Origin of the sequence: Pseudomonas sp. FDAARGOS_761 (assembly GCF_013343155.1) — a bacterium.
Classification (GTDB): domain Bacteria; phylum Pseudomonadota; class Gammaproteobacteria; order Pseudomonadales; family Pseudomonadaceae; genus Pseudomonas; species Pseudomonas aeruginosa.
Window position 1 is genome coordinate 1,918,447 of sequence record NZ_CP054572.1, and the last position, 19,467, is coordinate 1,937,913.

Annotated in this window: 18 protein-coding genes; 15 read left to right on the plus strand and 3 right to left on the minus strand. The window is 67.1% G+C overall.

Annotation, left to right across the window (positions count from 1 at the left end; all coding sequences use genetic code 11):
• The first annotated feature begins 2 nt into the window (after nucleotides 1-2).
• From pscG to pscL, 6 genes are read left to right on the plus strand one after another with little or no spacing between them, the layout of a single operon-like run.
• Nucleotides 3-350: a YscG family type III secretion system chaperone PscG gene (pscG, locus tag FOC67_RS09165; protein WP_003109513.1), complete on the plus strand. Its 348-nt coding sequence runs from the start codon at nucleotides 3-5 to the stop codon at nucleotides 348-350.
• Entirely contained in the window at nucleotides 347-778 is a 432-nt protein-coding gene (pscH, locus tag FOC67_RS09170; protein WP_009314644.1) for a YopR family T3SS polymerization control protein PscH, read from the plus strand. Before pscG ends, pscH begins: the two co-directional genes overlap by 4 nt.
• Nucleotides 778-1,116: a SctI family type III secretion system inner rod subunit PscI gene (pscI, locus tag FOC67_RS09175; protein ID WP_003120330.1), complete on the plus strand. Its 339-nt coding sequence runs from the start codon at nucleotides 778-780 to the stop codon at nucleotides 1,114-1,116. The genes pscH and pscI overlap by 1 nt, the downstream gene beginning before the upstream one ends.
• The gene (pscJ, locus tag FOC67_RS09180) at nucleotides 1,113-1,859 is read left to right on the plus strand and encodes a SctJ family type III secretion inner membrane ring lipoprotein Psc (protein ID WP_003120329.1); all 747 of its coding nucleotides are present in this window, start codon (nucleotides 1,113-1,115) and stop codon (nucleotides 1,857-1,859) included. The genes pscI and pscJ overlap by 4 nt, the downstream gene beginning before the upstream one ends.
• Nucleotides 1,860-1,867: 8 nt before the next feature.
• The gene (gene pscK, locus FOC67_RS09185; RefSeq protein ID WP_003087734.1) at nucleotides 1,868-2,488 is read left to right on the plus strand and encodes a SctK family type III secretion system sorting platform protein PscK; all 621 of its coding nucleotides are present in this window, start codon (nucleotides 1,868-1,870) and stop codon (nucleotides 2,486-2,488) included.
• Nucleotides 2,467-3,111 (plus strand): SctL family type III secretion system stator protein PscL, encoded by a 645-nt coding sequence (gene pscL, locus FOC67_RS09190; protein WP_003087735.1) that lies wholly within the window; start codon nucleotides 2,467-2,469, stop codon nucleotides 3,109-3,111. The genes pscK and pscL overlap by 22 nt, the downstream gene beginning before the upstream one ends.
• A gap of 102 nt (nucleotides 3,112-3,213) precedes the next feature.
• Here the strand turns inward: pscL and bglX are convergent, their stop codons facing one another.
• Together bglX and FOC67_RS09200 are read right to left on the minus strand one after the other, a co-directional pair.
• Nucleotides 3,214-5,508, minus strand: coding sequence for a beta-glucosidase BglX (gene bglX / locus FOC67_RS09195; RefSeq protein WP_009314642.1), 2,295 nt, complete (start codon nucleotides 5,506-5,508; stop codon nucleotides 3,214-3,216).
• 170 nt (nucleotides 5,509-5,678) lie between these two features.
• Nucleotides 5,679-7,736 (minus strand): bifunctional diguanylate cyclase/phosphodiesterase, encoded by a 2,058-nt coding sequence (locus FOC67_RS09200; protein ID WP_003087737.1) that lies wholly within the window; start codon nucleotides 7,734-7,736, stop codon nucleotides 5,679-5,681.
• A gap of 352 nt (nucleotides 7,737-8,088) precedes the next feature.
• Here FOC67_RS09200 and FOC67_RS09205 point away from each other — a divergent pair, with 352 nt between their 5' ends.
• The 6 genes from FOC67_RS09205 (at nucleotide 8,089) to FOC67_RS09230 (ending at nucleotide 13,554) form a co-directional block, all read left to right on the plus strand.
• Nucleotides 8,089-8,430, plus strand: coding sequence for a ribonuclease E inhibitor RraB (locus FOC67_RS09205; RefSeq protein WP_003087738.1), 342 nt, complete (start codon nucleotides 8,089-8,091; stop codon nucleotides 8,428-8,430).
• 97 nt (nucleotides 8,431-8,527) lie between these two features.
• On the plus strand, nucleotides 8,528-9,226 hold the full coding sequence (locus tag FOC67_RS09210) for a GMP synthase (RefSeq protein ID WP_003087739.1): 699 nt from the start codon (nucleotides 8,528-8,530) through the stop codon (nucleotides 9,224-9,226).
• Between the two features lie 349 nt (nucleotides 9,227-9,575).
• Nucleotides 9,576-10,988 carry a circularly permuted type 2 ATP-grasp protein gene (locus FOC67_RS09215; RefSeq protein ID WP_003087741.1) on the plus strand — a complete coding sequence of 471 codons (1,413 nt, stop codon included), beginning with the start codon at nucleotides 9,576-9,578 and terminating at the stop codon, nucleotides 10,986-10,988.
• Between the two features lie 2 nt (nucleotides 10,989-10,990).
• Nucleotides 10,991-11,944 carry an alpha-E domain-containing protein gene (locus FOC67_RS09220; protein ID WP_003087742.1) on the plus strand — a complete coding sequence of 318 codons (954 nt, stop codon included), beginning with the start codon at nucleotides 10,991-10,993 and terminating at the stop codon, nucleotides 11,942-11,944.
• On the plus strand, nucleotides 11,941-12,741 hold the full coding sequence (locus FOC67_RS09225) for a transglutaminase family protein (RefSeq protein ID WP_003087743.1): 801 nt from the start codon (nucleotides 11,941-11,943) through the stop codon (nucleotides 12,739-12,741). Before FOC67_RS09220 ends, FOC67_RS09225 begins: the two co-directional genes overlap by 4 nt.
• Nucleotides 12,742-12,822: 81 nt before the next feature.
• Nucleotides 12,823-13,554 carry a peptidase gene (locus FOC67_RS09230; protein WP_003100716.1) on the plus strand — a complete coding sequence of 244 codons (732 nt, stop codon included), beginning with the start codon at nucleotides 12,823-12,825 and terminating at the stop codon, nucleotides 13,552-13,554.
• Nucleotides 13,555-13,561: 7 nt separating this feature from the next.
• On the opposite strand, the gene FOC67_RS09235 is transcribed toward FOC67_RS09230, so the two are convergent.
• Nucleotides 13,562-14,383 carry a cytochrome c gene (locus tag FOC67_RS09235; protein WP_174707716.1) on the minus strand — a complete coding sequence of 274 codons (822 nt, stop codon included), beginning with the start codon at nucleotides 14,381-14,383 and terminating at the stop codon, nucleotides 13,562-13,564.
• A 112-nt stretch (nucleotides 14,384-14,495) separates the two neighbouring features.
• On the opposite strand from FOC67_RS09235, the gene FOC67_RS09240 reads away from it, so the two are divergent.
• The 3 genes from FOC67_RS09240 (at nucleotide 14,496) to FOC67_RS09250 (ending at nucleotide 19,318) form a co-directional block, all read left to right on the plus strand.
• Nucleotides 14,496-15,383, plus strand: coding sequence for an AEC family transporter (locus FOC67_RS09240; protein WP_003087746.1), 888 nt, complete (start codon nucleotides 14,496-14,498; stop codon nucleotides 15,381-15,383).
• 571 nt (nucleotides 15,384-15,954) lie between these two features.
• Complete coding sequence (locus tag FOC67_RS09245; protein WP_003087747.1) at nucleotides 15,955-17,160, plus strand: acetyl-CoA C-acetyltransferase; 1,206 nt, start codon at nucleotides 15,955-15,957, stop codon at nucleotides 17,158-17,160.
• Between the two features lie 13 nt (nucleotides 17,161-17,173).
• Entirely contained in the window at nucleotides 17,174-19,318 is a 2,145-nt protein-coding gene (locus FOC67_RS09250; RefSeq protein ID WP_009314640.1) for a 3-hydroxyacyl-CoA dehydrogenase NAD-binding domain-containing protein, read from the plus strand.
• Nucleotides 19,319-19,467: the final 149 nt, after the last annotated feature.

Sequence of the window (19,467 nt, forward strand, 5' to 3'; positions counted from 1 at the left end):
ACATGGACACTTCACTGATACGCGAATTGGCGGAACTGGCGCTGGCCGGCAGCGGGCAGCACTGCCACGAAGAGGCGCTGTGCATCGCCGAGTGGCTGGAGCGCCTCGGACAGGACGAAGCGGCACGGCTGATCCGGATTTCCAGCCTGGCCAACCAGGGGCGCTATCAGGAGGCCCTGGTCTTCGCCCATGGCAATCCCTGGCCGGCGCTGGAGCCCTGGTTCGCCTTGTGCGAGTGGCACCTGGGGCTGGGCGCCGCGCTGGACCGCAGGCTGGCCGGGCTGGGCGGCAGCAGCGATCCTGCCCTGGCCGACTTCGCCGCCGGCATGCGCGCCCAGGTGCGGACATGAGCCGCATCGACACGCCGCCGGGATTCGCCGTCTATCCGTCGGCCAGTCCAAAGGCGGCGAACCTGCCGGCTGTCGATCAGGTGCTGGCTTTCGAGCAGGCCCTCGGCGGCGAGCCGCCGGCGGCCGGACGCCGCCTGGCCGGGTTGGAGAACGGCGCTCTCGGCGAGCGCCTGCTGCAGCGCTTTGCCCAGCCGCTGCAAGGGTTGGAGGCGGACCGCCTGGAGCTGAAGGCGATGCTCCGCGCGGAACTGCCGCTGGGGCGCCAGCAGCAAACCTTTCTCCTCCAGTTGCTCGGTGCAGTCGAGCATGCGCCGGGCGGCGAATACCTGGCGCAACTGGTGCGTCGCGAATTGCAGGTGCTGATCCCGCTCAACGGCATGCTCGACAACCTCGTGCGCAACAGCCACAAACTCGACCTGGAGTCATGATGGATATCTCTCGGATGGGCGCCCAGGCGCAGATCACCAGTCTCGAAGAACTCTCCGGCGGCCCGGCCGGCGCGGCCCACGTCGCCGAGTTCGAACGGGCGATGGGCGGTGCCGGCAGCCTGGGCGGCGACCTGCTCAGCGAACTGGGGCAGATCAGGGAGCGTTTCAGCCAGGCCAAGCAGGAGTTGCAGGTGGAGCTGTCGACGCCCGGCGACGATCCCAACAGCCTGATGCAGATGCAGTGGTCGCTGATGCGCATCACCATGCAGGAAGAGCTGATCGCCAAGACCGTCGGGCGCATGAGCCAGAACGTCGAAACCCTGATGAAGACCCAATGAGGCGAACGGTGAAAGGTCTGTCGCGCATGGCGCTCCTGGCGCTGGTCCTGGCGTTGGGCGGGTGCAAGGTCGAACTCTATACCGGGATCAGCCAGAAGGAAGGCAACGAGATGCTGGCGCTGTTGCGTTCGGAGGGCGTTTCCGCGGACAAGCAGGCGGACAAGGATGGCACCGTGCGCCTGCTGGTGGAGGAGTCGGATATCGCCGAGGCGGTGGAGGTGCTCAAGCGCAAGGGCTATCCGCGGGAGAACTTCTCCACGCTGAAGGATGTGTTTCCCAAGGACGGGCTGATTTCCTCGCCCATCGAAGAGCGCGCGCGGCTCAACTACGCCAAGGCCCAGGAGATTTCCCATACCCTTTCCGAGATCGATGGCGTGCTGGTGGCGCGGGTCCATGTGGTGCTGCCCGAGGAGCGCGACGGACTGGGCAGGAAGTCCTCGCCGGCATCGGCCTCGGTGTTCATCAAGCACGCCGCCGACGTGCAACTGGATGCCTACGTACCGCAGATCAAGCAACTGGTGAACAACGGCATCGAAGGCCTCAGCTACGACCGCATCAGCGTGGTGCTGGTGCCGTCGGCCGGGGTCCGCCAGGTCCCGCTGGCGCCACGCTTCGAGAGTGTCTTCTCGATCCAGGTGGCGGAGCACTCGCGCGGACGCCTGCTCGGTCTGTTCGGCCTGCTGCTGGCGTTGCTGCTGGCGAGCAACCTGGCGCAGTTCTTCTGGCACCGGCAACGGGGCTGAGCGGCGCGATGCCATTGACGGCCTACCAGCTGCGCTTCTGCCCGGCCCGCTACATCCACGAGTCGCACCTGCCCGCGGTATTGCTGCGGTTGCTGCCGGCGCTGCCGGACTGGCGGCGACAGAGCGTTCTCAACGCCTGGCTGCTGGAGCAGCTGGAACTGGACTGCGCGTTCCGCATGCCCGCGCAACTGGGCGGGCTGGCCCTTTACCCGCAGGCGGCGCTGGAACGGACCCTGGGCTGGCTCGGCGCGCTGCTGCACGGCCAGGCCTTGCGGCAGGTGCTGGACGGTGCGCGGGTACGGCGCATCCGCGCGCAGATCGGCGAACAGGGCCAGCGTTTCTGCCTGGAACAGCTCGACCTGCTCATCGGTCGCTGGCCGCCCGGCTGGCAGCGGGCCTTGCCGGAAAACCCGGAAGACGGCTATTTCCGGCGCTGCGGCCTGGCTTTCTGGCTGGCCGCCTGTAGCGATGCCGACTGCGGTTTCTCGCGGCGCCTGCGCCTGCGTCTGGAGGCCATGCCGGCCCCGGCGGACTGGACCTTCGACGAACAACGGCGATCCCTGGCGCGGACCCTGTGCCTGAAGGTCGCCCGACAAGCGAGCGATGAATGCTTCCATTTGTTGAACTAGACGCCAGTCGCGTACGGCTGGCCCCCGGGCAGGCCCTGTTGCGCGCCCGCGACTACCAGGACTACCTCAGCGCCAACCGCCTGGTGGAAGCGGCACGCGAGCGTGCCGCCGAAATCGAGCGCGAGGCCCACGAGGTTTACCAGGAGCAGAAGCGCCTGGGCTGGGAGGCCGGATTGGAGGAGGCGCGTCTGCGCCAGGCCGGGCTGATCCAGGAAACGCTACTGCGCTGCAATCGCTACTACCGGCAGGTCGATCGCCAGCTTGGCGAGGTGGTGCTGCAGGCGGTGCGCAAGGTGTTGCGCCACTACGACGCTGTCGAGCTGACCCTGGCGGCCACGCGCGAGGCACTGGCATTGGTGAGCAACCAGAAGCAGGTGATCCTGCACGTCCAGCCGGAACAGCTGGTCGCGGTGCGCGAGCAGGTCGCCCGGGTGCTCAAGGATTTCCCCGAGGTGGGCTACCTGGAAGTGGTCGGCGATGCCCGGCTGGACCAGGGCGGTTGCATCCTGGAAACCGAGATCGGGATCATCGACGCATCGCTCGACAGCCAGTTGGCGGCGTTGCAGGCCGCATTGACGGAGGGCGTGGCGCGGAGCGGCGAGGAGGAAGGGGACGCCGGTTGAGGGAACCAGGCGCCGCCCCCGGCCCGGGTGTTGGCTCCGGGCCGAGGGCTGAGGCGCTGCCGTTCGCCCGCGGCGGCGACGCTGGCGGTGCGGTCGGCGCCTTCAGAGCAGGGTGAAGCTGCGGCTTTCGGTTTGCGCCGAGTCCAGGCCGACGAAGACCTTGAACTCGCCTGGCTCGGCCGTGTGCCTGAGCTGGCTGTCGTAGAACTTCAGGTCCGCCTCGCCGAGGCGGAAGACGATCTCCCGCGATTCGCCGGGCTCCAGCATCACCTTGCGGAACCCGCGCAGTTCCTTCACTGGACGGCTGAGGCTGGCGACCGGGTCCTGCAGGTAAAGCTGGACCACCGTGGCGCCGGCGCGCTTGCCGCTGTTGCTGAGCGTGACCCGCGCTTCCAGGGTGTCGCCGCGGGCCAGCCGTTCGCTGGACAGGCGCAGGGGCGAGAGACTGAACTCGGTGTAGCTGAGGCCGTAGCCGAACGGGTAGAGCGGGCCGTTGGCTTCGTCGAAATAGCGCGAGGTGTATTTGCCGGGGTTGTCGTGGTCCATCGGCCGGCCGGTGTTCAGGTGGTTGTAGTAGACCGGTACCTGGCCCACCGAGCGCGGGAAGGACATGGTCAGCTTGCCGCTGGGGTTGTGCTCGCCGAACAGCACGTCGGCGATGGCATTGCCGCCTTCGGTGCCACTGAACCAGGTTTCCAGGATCGCGTCGGCGTTTTCCTGCTCCCAGCCCAGCGACAGCGGTCGGCCGTTCATCAGCACCAGCACCAGCGGCTTGCCGGTGGCCTTCAGTGCCTTCAGCAGCCGCCGCTGGCTGGCCGGGATGCGCAGGTCGGTGCGACTGGAGGCCTCGTGGGCCATGCCCTGCGATTCGCCGACCACGGCGACCACCAGGTCGGCGTCGCGCGCGGTGCGCAAGGCCTCCTCGAGCATCGCCTCGGCGGAGCGCGGATCGACCTCGACTTCCGGGTTGTAGCTGTTCAGGTAGTCGAGGATCGCCTGGTCGCCACTGACGTTGGCACCCTTGGCGTAGAGCAGGGTGGCACGCTCGCCGACGGCATTGGCCAGGCCCTGGTAGACGGTTACCGCCTGGCGTGGCACGCCGGCTGCCGACCAACTGCCGATGACGTCGCGCTGGCTCTTGGCCAGGGGGCCGATCACCGCGATCCGCCCCTGTTTCTTCAGCGGCAGCAGACCGTCGCGGTTCTTCAGCAGGACCAGTCCTTCGCGAGCCACCTCGCGGGCGGCCTGGCGGTGCAGGCGGCTCTCGGCGTTGGTGTCGAACGGCGGGTCGTCCGGCTTGCCCAGGCGCCGGTAGGGATCGGCGAACAGGCCGAGGTCGTACTTCGCCGCCAGCACGTCGCGGCAGGCGCGATCGATGTCGGCCTGGTCGATCTCGCCGGCCGCCAGCAGCTTCGGCAGCCAGGTCGAGTAGAGATCGTCGTTCATGTTCATGTCGACACCGGCCTGGATCGCCAGGCGCGTGGCGTCCCGCTCGTTGCCGGCGAGGCCGTGCTTGATCAGTTCCTTCACCGAGCCATGGTCGCTGATGGTCAGCCCCTTGAAGCCCCACTGCTGGCGCAGCAGGTCGGTCAGCAGCCAGCGGTTGGCGGTGGCGGGCACGCCGTTGATGGTGTTCAGCGAGACCATCACCGCGCCGGCGCCGGCGTCCACCGCGGCCTTGTAGGGCGGCAGGTAGTCCTGGAACATGCGCGGCAGGCTCATGTCCACGGTGTTGTAGTCGCGGCCGCCTTCGGCCGCGCCGTACAGGGCGAAGTGCTTGACCGCCGCCATGATGCTGTCCGGGGCGGCCAGGTTGGAGCCCTGGTAGGCACGGACCATCACGCCGGACAGCAGCGAGGTCAGGTAGGTATCTTCGCCGAAGCCTTCCGAGACCCGCCCCCAGCGCGCGTCGCGGGTGATGTCGACCATCGGCGAGAAGCTCATGTCGAGCCCGTCGGCGCTGGCTTCGAGGGCGGAGATCCGCGCGCTGCGGGCGACCACCTCGGGGTCCCAGCTGGCGGCGAGGCCGAGGCTGATGGGGAAGATGGTGCGGTGGCCGTGGGCCACATCGTAGGCATGGAACAGCGGGATCTTCAGGCGGCTATGGCGGACCTGGTCCTGCATGGCGCGAATGTCCGGGCGGGTCACGGTATTGAAGATGGCGCCGACCTTGCCGGCGCGGATATCCGCCATCAGCGCTTCCTTGGGATGGTCGGCGCCGACGCTGACCAGGCGTAGCTGGCCGATCTTTTCCGCGTTGCTCATGCGAGCCATCAGGCTGGCGATGAAACGCTCCTTGTCGGTAGCCGGTGGATTGCCGGATTCGCCCTGGCCAGCCGCCAGTGCCGGGCTCCCGCTCAGCCCGATGAGAAGCCCCAGTACACACAGCCTGTTCATGCATGTTTTCTCGTTATTGGATAGACGCTCGTCGTGGCGGCGTGACATGTCGCGGCATGCCGCCCGGCGGGCGCGACATAAGGTGTTCGCAGCGCGGGCGGAAGTCAACGAGACGGCGATGGGCGAATCTGCCGCTTCTGACAGGTCACGTGGCGCGCCGCTGGCGGCGCTCAGGCGACGCTGGCGAGCAACTGCTCGGCCGGCATCGGCCTGCCGAGCAGGAAGCCTTGCAGCGAATTGCAGCCGAGGCGGGTCAGGAACTCCTGCTGGGCCTCGGTTTCCACGCCCTCGGCGACGATCTTCAGGTTCAGCGTGCGGCCGAGGGCGACGATCGCCGAGACGATCGCGGCGTCGTCGCTGTCGTGGGCCAGCTCGTTGATGAAGCCACGGTCGATCTTCAGTTCGCTCGCCGGCAGGCGCTTGAGATAGAGCAGGCTGGAGTAGCCGGTGCCGAAGTCGTCGATGGAGATGCCGACGCCCATCGCCGACAACTGCTCGAGGATCACCAGGCTGGCATCGGCATCGCGCATGGCGGTCGATTCGGTCACCTCGAGGATCAGGTGGCTGGGCTCCAGGCTGTGGCGCAGGAGTGCGTTGCGCACCGAGTCGACCAGGCCGGCATGGGCGAACTGCAGGGCCGAAAGGTTCACCGCGATGTTCCACTCCGCATGCCCGCCGTCCAGCCAGAGGCGCATCTGCCGGCAGGCTTCGTCGAGCACCCACTCGCCGATCTGCACGATCAGGCCGGTTTTTTCCGCCAGCGGCAGGAACTGGTCGGGGGGGATCAGTCCGTGTTGCGGATGCTCCCAGCGCAGCAGCGCTTCCACGCCGACCATCGGTCCGTTCGGCGCCAGTACCTTGGGTTGGTAGTGCAAGACCAACTGCCGGCGCTCCAGGGCCTGGCGCAGGTCATGGAGCAGTTGCAACTGTTCCTGGGCGTTGGCGTTCATCGAACTCTCGAAGAAGCAGTAGCCGTTCCGTCCCTGGTCCTTGGCGTGATACATCGCCGCGTCGGCATTGATCATCAGTTCGTGGCGGGTCTGCCCGTCGCCGGGGTAGAGCGCGATGCCGATGCTCGCCGAGATCCGCACCTCGTGGCGGGATATCTGGTACGGCTGGCTGATCCGCTTCACCAGCTTCTCGGCCAGGGTCGCGGCGTCGGCGGGCTCGCGGGCCTCGATCAGCAGGACGAACTCGTCGCCGCCGAGGCGGGCGATGGTGTCCTGGGCGCGGACGTTGGCGCGGATACGCTCGGCGACTTCGATCAGCAACAGGTCGCCGAGGTGATGGCCGTAGGCATCGTTGACCGCCTTGAAGCCGTCCAGGTCCATGAACAGCACGGCGAACCGGCGATCGTCGCGGATCGCCTGCTGGATCGCCTGCTCCAGGCGGTCGTCGAGGAGCATGCGGTTGGGCAGCTTGGTCAGGTTGTCGTGCAGGGCCAACTGGATCAGCTCGCGGTTGGCTCGTGCGAGGGAGGTGGCGAGCACCGAGGTACGCGCCTCCAGGCGCGAGTCCAGCACCGAGACGATCAGGGCGATGGCGATCACCGCCAGGGTGATCACGATGACCAGCACCGCCAGCCAGCCGTTGTCGATGCCTCGGCCGGCGGCGCCGCAGAAGCTGCCCAGGGGGAACTGCGCGGCGGCCATCCCGGTGTAGTGCATGCCGACGATGGCGCAGCCCATCACCAGGGCGGCGCCGGCCCGGACCAGGACGATGCGCCGGCTGCCATGGCGCAGGCGGAAGGCGATCCACAGCGCGGCGCCGGAGGCGATCACCGCGATCAGGATGGAGAGGCCGAGCCACAGCGGGTCGTAGACGATCCCCGGCATCATCAGCAGGGCGGCCATCCCGGTGTAGTGCATGGCGGCGATGCCGCTGCCCATCAGCAGGGCGCCCAGCGCCAGGCGTTGCCAGGGGAGTTCCGCCTGGCACACCAGCCAGAGGGCGAAGGCCGAACTGCCGACGGCCAGCAGCAGCGACAGCAGGGTCAGGCCCAGGTCGTAGCCGAGCGGGATCGGCAGGCTGAAGGCGAGCATGCCGACGAAATGCATCGACCAGATGCCGAAGCCCATGGCGAAAGCGCCGCCGATCAGCCAGGAGAGCGCCTCGCGGCCTTTCGCCAGGGTCACCCGGCCGGCCATGTCGAGAGCGGTGTAGGACGCCAGGATGGCCACAATCAGGGAAAAGGCGACAAGAACCTGGTTGTAGCTGCTGATAAGCATGAAAGCGTCCGAACGGGATAGCGGGAGAGAAGTGGTTGATATCAACCTGATATTATTGCATGAGTCGCTTTCGCCAATGCCATCGGGCAGGACCAACGGTCGCCGGCGCAGGCGGAATCTTGCTCAACGGCCGGGCCTTTTGTACAGCGCTTTGTCTGCCGCCGGTCGCCGCCCGCCGGGGCAGGCGGCGGAAAGCTCGGCAGCGCTGGCAGGTTGACGCTACCCTGAAAGAAGCCATGGTCGTCCGATCTTCCTCTGGCTTGATCAAAAAACTCTCATGATCGCCGACGATGGCTTCAGCTGAATGGGGAATCGGTGAACTTTCTGAATGTCTCGACAGGAGGTGCGTCTCATGGAAAAGCCCTTCTCGGATGATGTCAGCGTGAATGTCCTGCGTCGCATGAAAGAAGGCGGCTTCGACTTCGCGCGCATCCATCCCATCGACTTCTTCGCCATCTTTCCCAGTGAGCGGGAGGCCCGCCAGGCAGCGGGCCAGTTTCGCGGCGAATCCCTCAGGGCCCAGGTCGTCGCTCGCGACGATGGCTCCTGGAACCTGCAGGTCAGCAAGGTGATGTACGCCACCCATGCCGCCATCGGTGCCTTCGAACACGACCTGGAGGAAGTCGTGGTGCCGCTGGGCGGCGTGCTGGACGGGTGGGGCGTGACCCAGGAGGTCACTTCGCTGCGTCCGTGACGGCGGCGGGACCCCGGCCGCGATCCTGGGCCGGGGCTCCTGCGTCGGGCTTTCCTTCCTCGAAGGCTTTCCTTCAGACTGGGGAAGGAGGTAAGCCATGAGCGATATTCTGATCCTGACCCATGCCGAGTTCTGTCCGCCAGGCCATCTGGGTGCCGTGCTGGCGGCGCGCGGCCTGGACTTCCGCGTGATCCGCGCCGACCTCGGCGAACTCGCCGGTCTCGACGCCGAACGCCCGCGAGCGGTGGCGATCATGGGTGGGCCGATGAGCGTCAACGACGACCTGCCCTGGTTGCGCGACGAACTGGCGCTGCTGCGTCGCTTCATCGAGCGGCGCATCCCGCTGATCGGCCATTGCCTCGGCGGCCAGTTGCTGGCCCGCGCCCTGGGCGCGACGGTGCGGCACCAGCCCTACACCGAAATGGGCTGGCAGCCCATGCAGCGGGAAAGCCGCGACAGTCCATGGCTGGCCGGGCTGCCGGAGCGCTTCTCGATCTTCCAGTGGCACGGCGATGCCTTCGACCTGCCGCAGGGCGCCGAGCGCCTGCTGTCCAGCCCGTGGTGCGAGAACCAGGGGTTTTCCTGGGGCGATCACGTACTCGGCCTGCAAGGCCATCCGGAAATGACCGAGGAACTGGTGCGGCGCTGGATCGCCGGCTGGCCGCACCTGCTCGATCCCTCCCAGCCCAGCCAGCAATCCGCCGAGGACATGCTGGCCGGGTTGCCTGCCAAGGTTGCCGGGCTGAATCGGGTGGCCGAGGGTTTCTACCGTCATTGGCTGTCGCTGATCGATTGACCTTCCCGGCCGCGGGCGCCTCCCTGGCACTACCGCCGGTCCGCTTTATCGCTCGTTCGAGCGAGACGGCTGTCTGCATGGAAGGGAGGGGAGAAGCCGTCTCCCTTCCGGGTCTGTTCTAGACTTATCGGTCCCACAGGTCGCTTCGCGATCGGCAGGTCGATGCCGGTCCGTGGCCGCGGGGCGCGCATGCCGTCGAACGGGGCGCCCTTCCTCTCCCTGTGGGCAGGATGCACCAGACTGGGGCGAACCCGCCGCGCCGACCCTGCGAATCGCCGACGAGCCGTGATCCGCGCGCTGGCACGGGCTTTGCGAGTTCCCCATCGTTCGTGACGACAAGGAGTCCGGCATGGCACGCATGTTTTACGACGAGATGCACGATGCTGGCGGCGAATGCCGCTCGCATTATCGGGAATTCGCTCGCTGGCTGGCCGACACCCCTGAAGAGCAATTGCTGCAACGCCGGCGCGAAGCCGACCTGCTGTTCCACCGCGCCGGCATCACCTTCACCCTGTACGGCGACGAGCAGGGCACCGAGCGCCTGATCCCCTTCGACACCATCCCGCGCAGCATTCCCGCGGCGGAGTGGGCGCACATCGAGGCCGGCTGCATCCAGCGCGTCCAGGCGCTGAACCTGTTCCTCGCCGATCTCTACCACGAACAGCGCATCCTCAAGGCCGGCGTGATTCCTGCCGAGCAGGTCCTGGCCAACGACCAGTACCAACTGGCGATGCAGGGACTGGACCTGCCGGGCAACGTCTACGCGCACATTGCCGGGGTCGACCTGGTCCGCGACGGCAGCGGCAACTACTACGTGCTGGAGGACAACCTGCGCACGCCCAGCGGTGTTTCCTACATGCTGGAAAACCGCAAGATGATGATGCGCCTGTTCCCCGAGCTGTTCGTCCGCCAGCGCGTGGCGCCGATCGACCACTACCCGGACCTGCTGCTCGACACCCTCAAGCGGGCCAGTGACGTCGAATCGCCGAGCGTGGTGGTATTGACGCCGGGACGTTTCAACAGCGCCTACTTCGAACACGCCTTCCTCGCCCGCGAGATGGGCGTGGAACTGGTCGAAGGCGCCGATCTGTTCGTCCGCGACGAGCGGGTCTACATGCGCACGACGGCCGGACCGCAACCGGTGGACGTGATCTACCGAAGGATCGACGACGCCTTCCTCGACCCGCTGGCGTTCAACCCGGATTCGCTGCTCGGCGTGCCCGGCCTGCTGGCCGCCTACCGGGCCGGCAACCTGGTGCTGGCCAACGCGATCGGTACCGGGGTGGCCGACGACAAGTCGATCTACCCCTACGTGCCGGACATGATCCGCTTCTACCTCGGCGAAGACCCGCTGCTGCACAACGTGCCGACCTGGCAATGTCGCAAGCCGAAGGAACTGGCGCACGTCCTGGCGCACCTGCCGGAGCTGGTGGTGAAGGAGACCCAGGGTTCCGGCGGCTACGGCATGCTGGTCGGACCGGCGGCCAGCCGGGAGGAAATCGAGCTGTTCCGCGAGCGCCTGAAGGCTCGCCCGGAGGCCTATATCGCGCAACCGACGCTGTCCCTGTCGACCTGTCCGACTTTCGTCGAGAGCGGCGTCGCGCCACGCCATATCGACCTGCGGCCGTTCGTCCTGTCGGCGCCGGATCGGGTTCGCCTGGTGCCTGGCGGGCTGACCCGGGTGGCGTTGCGCGAAGGCTCGCTGGTGGTCAATTCGTCCCAGGGCGGCGGCACCAAGGACACCTGGGTGGTGGAGGAATAAGCATGCTCAGCCGGACCGCTTCCGACCTGTACTGGATGTCGCGCTACCTGGAACGCGCGGAGAACCTCGCCCGCATGCTCGACGTCAGCTACTCGCTGTCGCTGTTGCCGCAGGACCGCAACGGCGGCGGCCTGGACGAACTGGCCATGCCGCTGCTGATCACCGGCACCCTCGACGCCTACCTGGAGCGCCACGGCGAACTGGCCGCCGAGCGCCTGCTGAGTTTCTTCGCCCTCGACCCGGACAACCCGGCGAGCATCTACAGCTGCCTGGCTGCAGCGCGCGCCAGTGCCCATGCGGTACGCGGGCGGATCACCCTGGACATGTGGGAGAACATCAACGCCACCTGGCTGGAAATGCGCGGCATCGCCGCCGAGGGCATCCTGCGCTATGGCATCAGTCGTTTCTGCGAATGGGTGAAGGACCGCTCGCACCTGTTCCGCGGCGCGACCTTCGCCACCAGCATGCGCAACGATGCGTTCCGCTTCATCCGTCTCGGAACCTTCATCGAACGCGCCGACAATACCTTGCGCCTGCTCGATGCGCGCTACCAGACCCAGGGCGAAGCGGCGCTCGCCGGGGCGGACGAGGGCACCGCGCGCGGCTACTACCAGTGGAGCGCGCTGCTGCGGGCGCTATCCGCCTTCGAGGGCTACACCGAGCTGTACCGCGCCTCGCCCAACGCGCGCAACATCGCCGAATTGCTGCTGTTGCGCGAGGACGTGCCGCGCTCGCTGCTGTCCTGCATCGAGGAACTGAGCGAGATCCTTTCCGGCCTGCCCGGCGTCAACGGCCGGCCGGCGCAGCGCCTGGCCGCCGAGCTGGAGGCGCGGGTGCGCTACACCGGCATCGACGAGGTGCTGGAACAGGGCCTGCATACCTGGATCACCGACTACATCCTGCTGGTTCGCCAGTTGGCCAACGCCATTCACAGCTCCTACCTGGAGGCCGCATGAGACTCTCGATCACCCACGACACCACCTATCGCTACGAAGACCGGGTGCGCGCCAGCATCCAGTACCTGCGCCTGACCCCGCAGGACAGCGAGCGCCAGCACGTGGTCGATTGGCGCCTGGACCTGCCGCGCCCGGCGCGGCCGCTGCGCGATCCGTACGGCAACATCCTGCACGTCCTGACCCTGGACGAACCGCATGAGTCGGTCCTGATCGCCGCCCACGGCCTGGTCGAGATCGACGAGGAGCGCGAGGTGGAGCACGATCGCCAGTCGCCGTTGCCGTTCCTGCGCAGCACCCGCCTGACCGGCGCCGATGCCGAGATGCGCGCCTTCGCCGAACGCGCCATGGGCGGCCGCAAGGATCGCGGCGGCCTGCTCGACCTGATGCATGCGCTGCACGAGCATATCCTCTACCAGCCGGGGGCGACCCGCGTCGACAGCACCGCCATCGAGGCCTTCGGCGCACGCGCCGGGGTCTGCCAGGACCATGCCCATGCCTTCCTCGCCTGCATCCGCAGCCAGGGTGTGCCGGGGCGCTATGTCTCCGGCTACCTCTACACCGAGGACGACACGCACCTGGCCAGCCATGCCTGGGCCGAGGCCTGGCTCGGCGACGGCTGGTACAGCTTCGACGTGACCAACCGGCTCGGCCGTCCGGAGCGCCATCTCAAGCTGGCCGTCGGCCTCGACTACCTGGATGCCTGCCCGGTGCGCGGCTTGCGCCGTGGCGGCGGTTGCGAGCAGATGCATGCGCGGGTGCTGGTCAGCGCGCCGCTGCTGCAGGTGCAGCAACAGTGACGATCCATTGCGCGCCTGGCGTTATCGGCGATTGCCTTTACGCTTGAGGGGCGGGGACGGACGGAATAAGGAAGATTCGAGATGACCTACTGTGTCGCGATGCACCTGGCCGACGGCTTGGTGTTCGCCTCCGATTCGCGGACCAACGCCGGGATCGACCATATCGCCACCTTCCGCAAGCTGTTCACCTTCGGCACGCCCGGCGAGCGCCTGCTGGTGGTGCAGACGGCCGGCAACCTGGCGACCTCGCAATCGGTGATCAACCTGCTGCAGCAGCGCATCCGCCGGGACGGCGCCAGCCTGCTCAACGTGCCCTCGGTCTACGACGCCACGGCGCTGATCGCCGAGACCACCCGCGAGGTGATGGCCCGCGACGGCGGCAATCTGGCCGGCAATACCGACCTGAGCTGTTCCTTCCTGGTCGGCGGGCAGATCGCCGGCGGACCGCCGGCGCTGTACAGCATCTACCCCCAGGGCAACTTCATCCAGGCCACGCCGGACACGCCTTTCCTGCAACTGGGCGAAAGCAAGTACGGCAAGCCGATCCTCGACCGCAATCTGACTTTCGACACGCCGCTGGAGCAGGCCCTGCGCTGCGCGCTGGTGTCGTTCGACTCGACCATCCGCAGCAACCTCTCGGTGGGCATGCCGCTGGACCTGCTGGTCTACCACCGCGACAGCCTGATCCTGCCGGAGGGCTACCGGGTCACCGAGGACGACGCCTATTTCAGCGCCATCCGCCGCCAGTGGAGCGCCGGCCTGCACGACTTGCTGGAGCGCCTGCCGTCGCCGCCCTCGGCGTACAACATCTGACGCCGCTTCAGCCGGCCGCGCCCGCTTTGCGGCCGGCCATGTGGCGCAGGTAGCCGATCAGCTGGCGCAACTCCTGGTCGTCGATCACCCGTTCCGGGAACGCCGGCATCTTCGCCTGTGGCCATTGCCGCAGCGCCTGCGGGTCGCGGATGTAGCGGGCGAGGAATTGCGGCTGGAAGTACTCGGTGGGGTTGTACGGCAGGTTCAGGTCCGGGCCGAACTGGGCGTCGCCGGCACCGTTGAGACGGTGGCAGGCCAGGCAGTTCTTCTGGAACACGGCGAAGCCGGCGCGCACTTCCGCGCTGGCGTCGGCGGCCGGCAGCAGGGCCGGGAAGCGTTCGGCCAGAGGGGGCTGATAGCGGATGCGGACGACCTGGAAGGGCCATTGCTCCGGACCGATGCGTTTTTCCTCGGGTTTGCTCCAGACCAGATAGAACGGCCCGGCGGACGGCTTGCCGGCGCCCAACAGCGGCCAGGGGCGCTGCGGATCCTCTATCGCCAGCCAGGCTTGCGAGCCCTGTTCGGCGAGCAGCGGGGCGGCCGGCAACTCGGCGGCGAAGCCATCGCTGGCCACGGCCTGCAAATGGTCTTCGGGATGCACGCCTTTCAACAAGGCCGCCAGTGGCACGGCGCGGTAGCGCATGTTCCGGCGGTAGGCGACGTCGGCCGGGATGTCCAGGTCGCGGGCCTGCGGATGCCTGAGCAGTTCTTCGCTGCTCCAGGTCTGCGTGCCCCCCGGCAGTTCCAGGCGGAGCTCGGCGGCCCAGGCGGCAGCCACAGGGAAGAGCAGGGCACCTAGCAACGCCAGGCGCGGGAAAGTGACAGGCATGCGGGTTCCTCGTGCATCCGCCGGTTATGACATGGAGCGAGAGATTGGCACGGAACGGGGGCCTCGCGGTAGCATGCGGGCCATTGCATAGCTGGCTAACCAAGGGGTTCCCGTGCTCGCCGAGTTGTTCGCCGTGATGGCGCCCGTGCTGTTCGGCGCCGGTGTCGGTTATGTCTGGGTCCGTCTCGGACACGCCTATCCGACCGAGTTCGTTTCGCGCATCGTGTTCAACATCGGTTCGCCATGCCTGATCCTCGCCACCCTGGCGCATACCCGGGTGGACCTGCACAGCTTCGGCCGGATGGCCCTGGCCAGCGCGCTGATCTGCGTCTGCATGGCTGCGCTGGGCTGGGCGGCGGCGCGCCTCGGGCGCCAGGAGTGGCAGGTGCTGGTGCCGGCCTACAGCTTCCCGAATGTCGGCAACATGGGCCTGCCGGTGTGCCTGTATGCGTTCGGCGAGGCGGGGATGACCCTGGCGGTGGCGTTCTACCTGATCATGTCGATCGGCAACTTCAGCCTCGGCGTGTTCTGGATGAGCGGCGAGCGCTCCTGGCGCTCGCTGCTGGGCAATCCGATCCTGCTCAGCGTGTTGCTGGCCTTGTTGTTGATGGGGCTCGACCTGCAACTGCCGCGCTGGATGGCGAATACCGTCGACCTGATGGCCGGGCTGACCATTCCGCTGATGCTGATCACCCTCGGCGTGTCCCTGGCCAGCATCCGTCCGCGGCAACTGGGCAATGGCTTCTTCTATGGCGGCCTGCGTCTTCTGCTGGGGGCGCTGGTGGGCTGGTCGGTGGCGCTGGCGTTGCAATTGCCGCCGCTGGCGCAGGGGGTGCTGGTGGTGCAATCGTCGATGCCGGTGGCGGTGTTCAACTATCTCTACGCCTTGCGCGGCAATCGTTCGCCGGATCAGGTCGCCAGCCTGGTGCTGTGTTCGACCTTGCTGTCGTTCGCCTTCATTCCGCTGCTGCTGACCTGGTGGCTGCCTGCGCTGCGCTGACCGCGAGGCGGTGCGCAGCGTGCAGGCAGCAGGGTGCCCTAGCGGATCAGACTGTTAAGGTTGGGAAGGATCAGGATGACTGTGGTGGCGAAGACGATGAGGCTCGCTTGCCGCCATCTTTTTGGCTGCTCGTTCAACATGGCCTGTCTGCCTTTCTTGTTGTCGGGTGGCTGCCTGCTCCGCGCTACGGCCCGGCGGAACGGCTTGCCACGCAGTGGCGTACTCTTCGGTCGGCCCGGCATCCCCGGCGTCGACCTCCCTTTCGAACGCTTGCATGAATCAGTCTAAGCCCCGGCCTGCGCGGGCTTAGACCACTTGGATACAAGCTGCTCCGGTCTAGACATATTCCCTCTATATGACAGCGTGGTGACGGCTCTGGCGTGCGTCTCGACCGTTCGTCCGGTGTCCGGGTTTCCGGTCGAAAGATGGCATGGTGCTATCTTCCCGGCGTTGCAGGCTGAGCTGGGCGGTCAATCAGCCTGAGCGGTTCGGTCATTGTCCCGCCGGCGAGCCTGTTTAAGGTAGGCGGAGGCCCGCTCGGCCGGACGAGAACAGGATAAGAGAGACCGCCATGACCGACGCATTCATTTACGACGCCGTGCGTACTCCCCGCGGCAAGGGCAAGAAGGATGGCGCGCTGCACAGCGTCAAGCCGGTGAACCTGATGGCCGGGCTGTTGCGCGCGGTCCAGCGGCGCAACGACCTGGATACCGCCCAGGTCGACGATATCGTGCTCGGCTGCGTGACGCCGGTGGGCGACCAGGGCGCCGATATCGCCAAGACCGCGGCGCTGGTGGCCGATTGGGACGAACAGGTTGCCGGCGTGCAGATCAACCGTTTCTGCGCCTCCGGCCTGGAGGCGGTGAACCTGGGGGCGATGAAGGTACGCTCCGGTTTCGAGGACCTAGTCCTGGTCGGCGGCGTCGAGTCCATGTCACGCGTGCCGATGGGCTCCGACGGCGGCGCCTGGGCACTGGATCCGGAAACCAACCTGCACACCAGCTTCGTCCCGCAAGGGATCGGCGCCGACCTGATCGCCACCCTGGAAGGCTTCAGTCGCGCCGATGTCGATGCCTTCGCCCTGCGCTCCCAGCAGAAGGCCGCCAAGGCCCGCGCCGAAGGGCTGTTCGGCAAGTCGCTGGTGCCGGTCGCCGACCAGAACGGCATCGTCCTGCTCGACCACGATGAGTTCATTCGCGCCGACTCCACCCTGGAAGGGCTCGCCGCGCTCAAGCCGAGTTTCGAGATGATGGGGCAGATGGGCTTCGACGCCACCGCGCTGCGCAAGTACAGCCAGGTCGAGCGCATCGAGCACGTGCATACGCCGGGCAACAGCTCGGGGATCGTCGACGGCGCCAGCGCCATGCTCATCGGCTCCGAGGCCAAGGGCCGCGAACTGGGCCTGAAGGCGCGGGCGCGGATCGTCGCTACCGCGGTGACCTCCACCGACCCCACCATCATGCTTACCGGCCCCGCGCCGGCGACCCGCAAGGCCCTGGCCAAGGCCGGCCTGAAGGTGGAAGACATCGACCTGTTCGAAGTCAACGAGGCGTTCGCTTCGGTGGTGATGAAATTCATGAAGGACATGGGCGTGGCGGAAAGCAAGGTCAACGTCAACGGCGGCGCCATCGCCATGGGCCACCCGCTCGGCGCCACCGGCTGCATCATCCTCGGCACGCTGCTCGACGAACTGGAGCGGCGCAACCTGCGCTACGGCCTGGCCACCCTCTGCGTAGGTGGCGGCATGGGCATCGCCACCATCATCGAGCGCGTGTGAAGGGAGAACCGGAATGACTGACGCTATCCGTTACGAAAAAGGTCAGGACAACGTCGTCGTCCTGACCATGGACATGCCCGGGCAGAGCGCCAACACCATGAACGGTGTCTACCGCGAGGCGATGGCGAAGACCATCGCGCGGCTGGAGGCGGAGAAAGAGGGGATCGCCGGCGTGGTGCTGACCTCGGCGAAGAAGACCTTCTTCGCCGGCGGCGATCTCAACGAGCTGATCAAGGTCACCAAGGCCGACGCCCCGGTCTTCTATCAGGGCATCCTCGAACTCAAGGGCCAACTGCGGCGCCTGGAGACCCTCGGCAAGCCGGTGGTCGCCGCGATCAACGGCGCTGCGCTGGGCGGCGGCTGGGAGATCTGCCTGGCCTGCCACCACCGCATCGCCCTGGACAATCCCGGCGTGCAGCTCGGCCTGCCGGAGGTGACTCTCGGCCTGTTGCCGGGCGGCGGCGGGGTGGTACGTATGGTGCGCCTGCTTGGCCTGGAGAAAGCCCTGCCGTACCTCGCCGAAGGCAAGAAGGTGCGTCCGGCGGAAGCGCTCAAGGCCGGGCTGATCCACGAACTGGCCGACAGCCCCGAGGAAATGCTGGAGAAGGCCCGCGCCTGGATCCTCGCCAACCCGGCGGCGAAGCAGCCCTGGGACAGCGCCGGCTACAAGATTCCCGGCGGTACGCCTGCCAGTCCCAACGTGGCGCAGATGCTGGCCATTGCACCGTCGGTGCTGCGCGACAAGACCAAGGGTTGCTTCCCGGCGCCCGAGAAGATCATGTGCGCGGCGGTGGAGGGCGCCCAGGTCGATTTCGACACCGCGCAACTGATCGAGGCGCGCTATTTCACCGAGCTGACCACCGGCCAGGTGGCGAAGAACATGATCGGCACCTTCTGGTTCCAGCTCAACGAGATCAACGCCGGCAAGTCGCGGCCGCAGGGGTATCCGGTGCGGGCGACGAAAAAGGTCGGCGTGATCGGCGCCGGGATGATGGGCGCGGGCATCGCCTACGTATCGGCGGCGGCCGGCATCGAGGTGGTGCTCAAGGACGTCTCGCTGGAAGCGGCGGAGAAGGGCAAGGCTTATTCGGCCAGGCTGCTGGACAAGAAAGTTGCGCGCGGGCACCTGTCCGCCGAGAAGCGCGACGCCTTCCTCGCGCGGATCGTGCCGAGCGTCAGCGAAGCCGACTTCGAAGGCTGCGACCTGATCATCGAGGCGGTCTTCGAGGACCGCGCGCTGAAAGGCAAGGTCACCGCCGAGGCCGAGAAACATGCCCTGGCCGATGCGGTGGTGGCGTCCAATACCTCGACCCTGCCGATCACCGGTCTGGCCCAGGCGGTGGCGCGGCCGGAGAAGTTCATCGGCCTGCACTTCTTCAGCCCGGTGGACAAGATGCCGCTGGTGGAGATCATCCGTGGCGAAAAGACCAGCGACGAAACCCTGGCACGCGGTTTCGACTACGTGCTGCAGATCAAGAAAACGCCGATCGTGGTCAACGACAGCCGCGGCTTCTTCACCTCGCGGGTATTCGGCACCTTCACCAACGAAGGCATCGCCATGCTCGGCGAAGGCGTGAGCGCCGCGATGATCGACAACCAGGCGCGCCAGGCCGGTATGCCGGTGGGGCCGCTGGCGATTTCCGACGAAGTCTCGCTGAGCCTGATGACCCACATCCGCAACCAGACCGCCCGCGACCTCGAGGCCGAGGGCAAGGCTCTGCCGACGCACCCCGCGTTCGCCGTGATCGACCTGATGGTCAATGAGTACAAGCGCCCGGGCAAGGCGGCCGGCGCCGGCTTCTACGACTACCCGGCGAACGGCAGGAAACATCTCTGGGCGGAACTCAAGAGCCGCTTCGAGAAGCCCGATGCGCAAATATCCGCCGAGGACGTACGCGACCGCCTGCTGTTCATCCAGGCCATCGAGACCGTGCGTTGCGTGGAGGAGGGGGTATTGCACTCCACCGCCGACGCGAACATCGGCTCGATCTTCGGTATCGGTTTCGCCGCCTGGAGCGGGGGCGCCTTGCAGTTCATCAACCAGTACGGCCTGAAGGACTTCATCGCCCGCGCCCAATACCTGGTCGAACAGTACGGCGAGCGCTTCGAGCCGCCGGCGCTGTTGCTGGAGAAGGCGGCGAAGGGCGAGCTGTTCTGAGTCCTGACGTCGCATGGAGAGCCGGGCTTCGGGCCGGCTTTCTCGTGGTCGCGTACCGCGGCGGATGACGCCACCCCGGTATCCCCTGGTTCTTGCCAGCCAGGCCGCCACGGGTAGGGCGAATAGCGCCATGGGCGCTATCCGCCGAT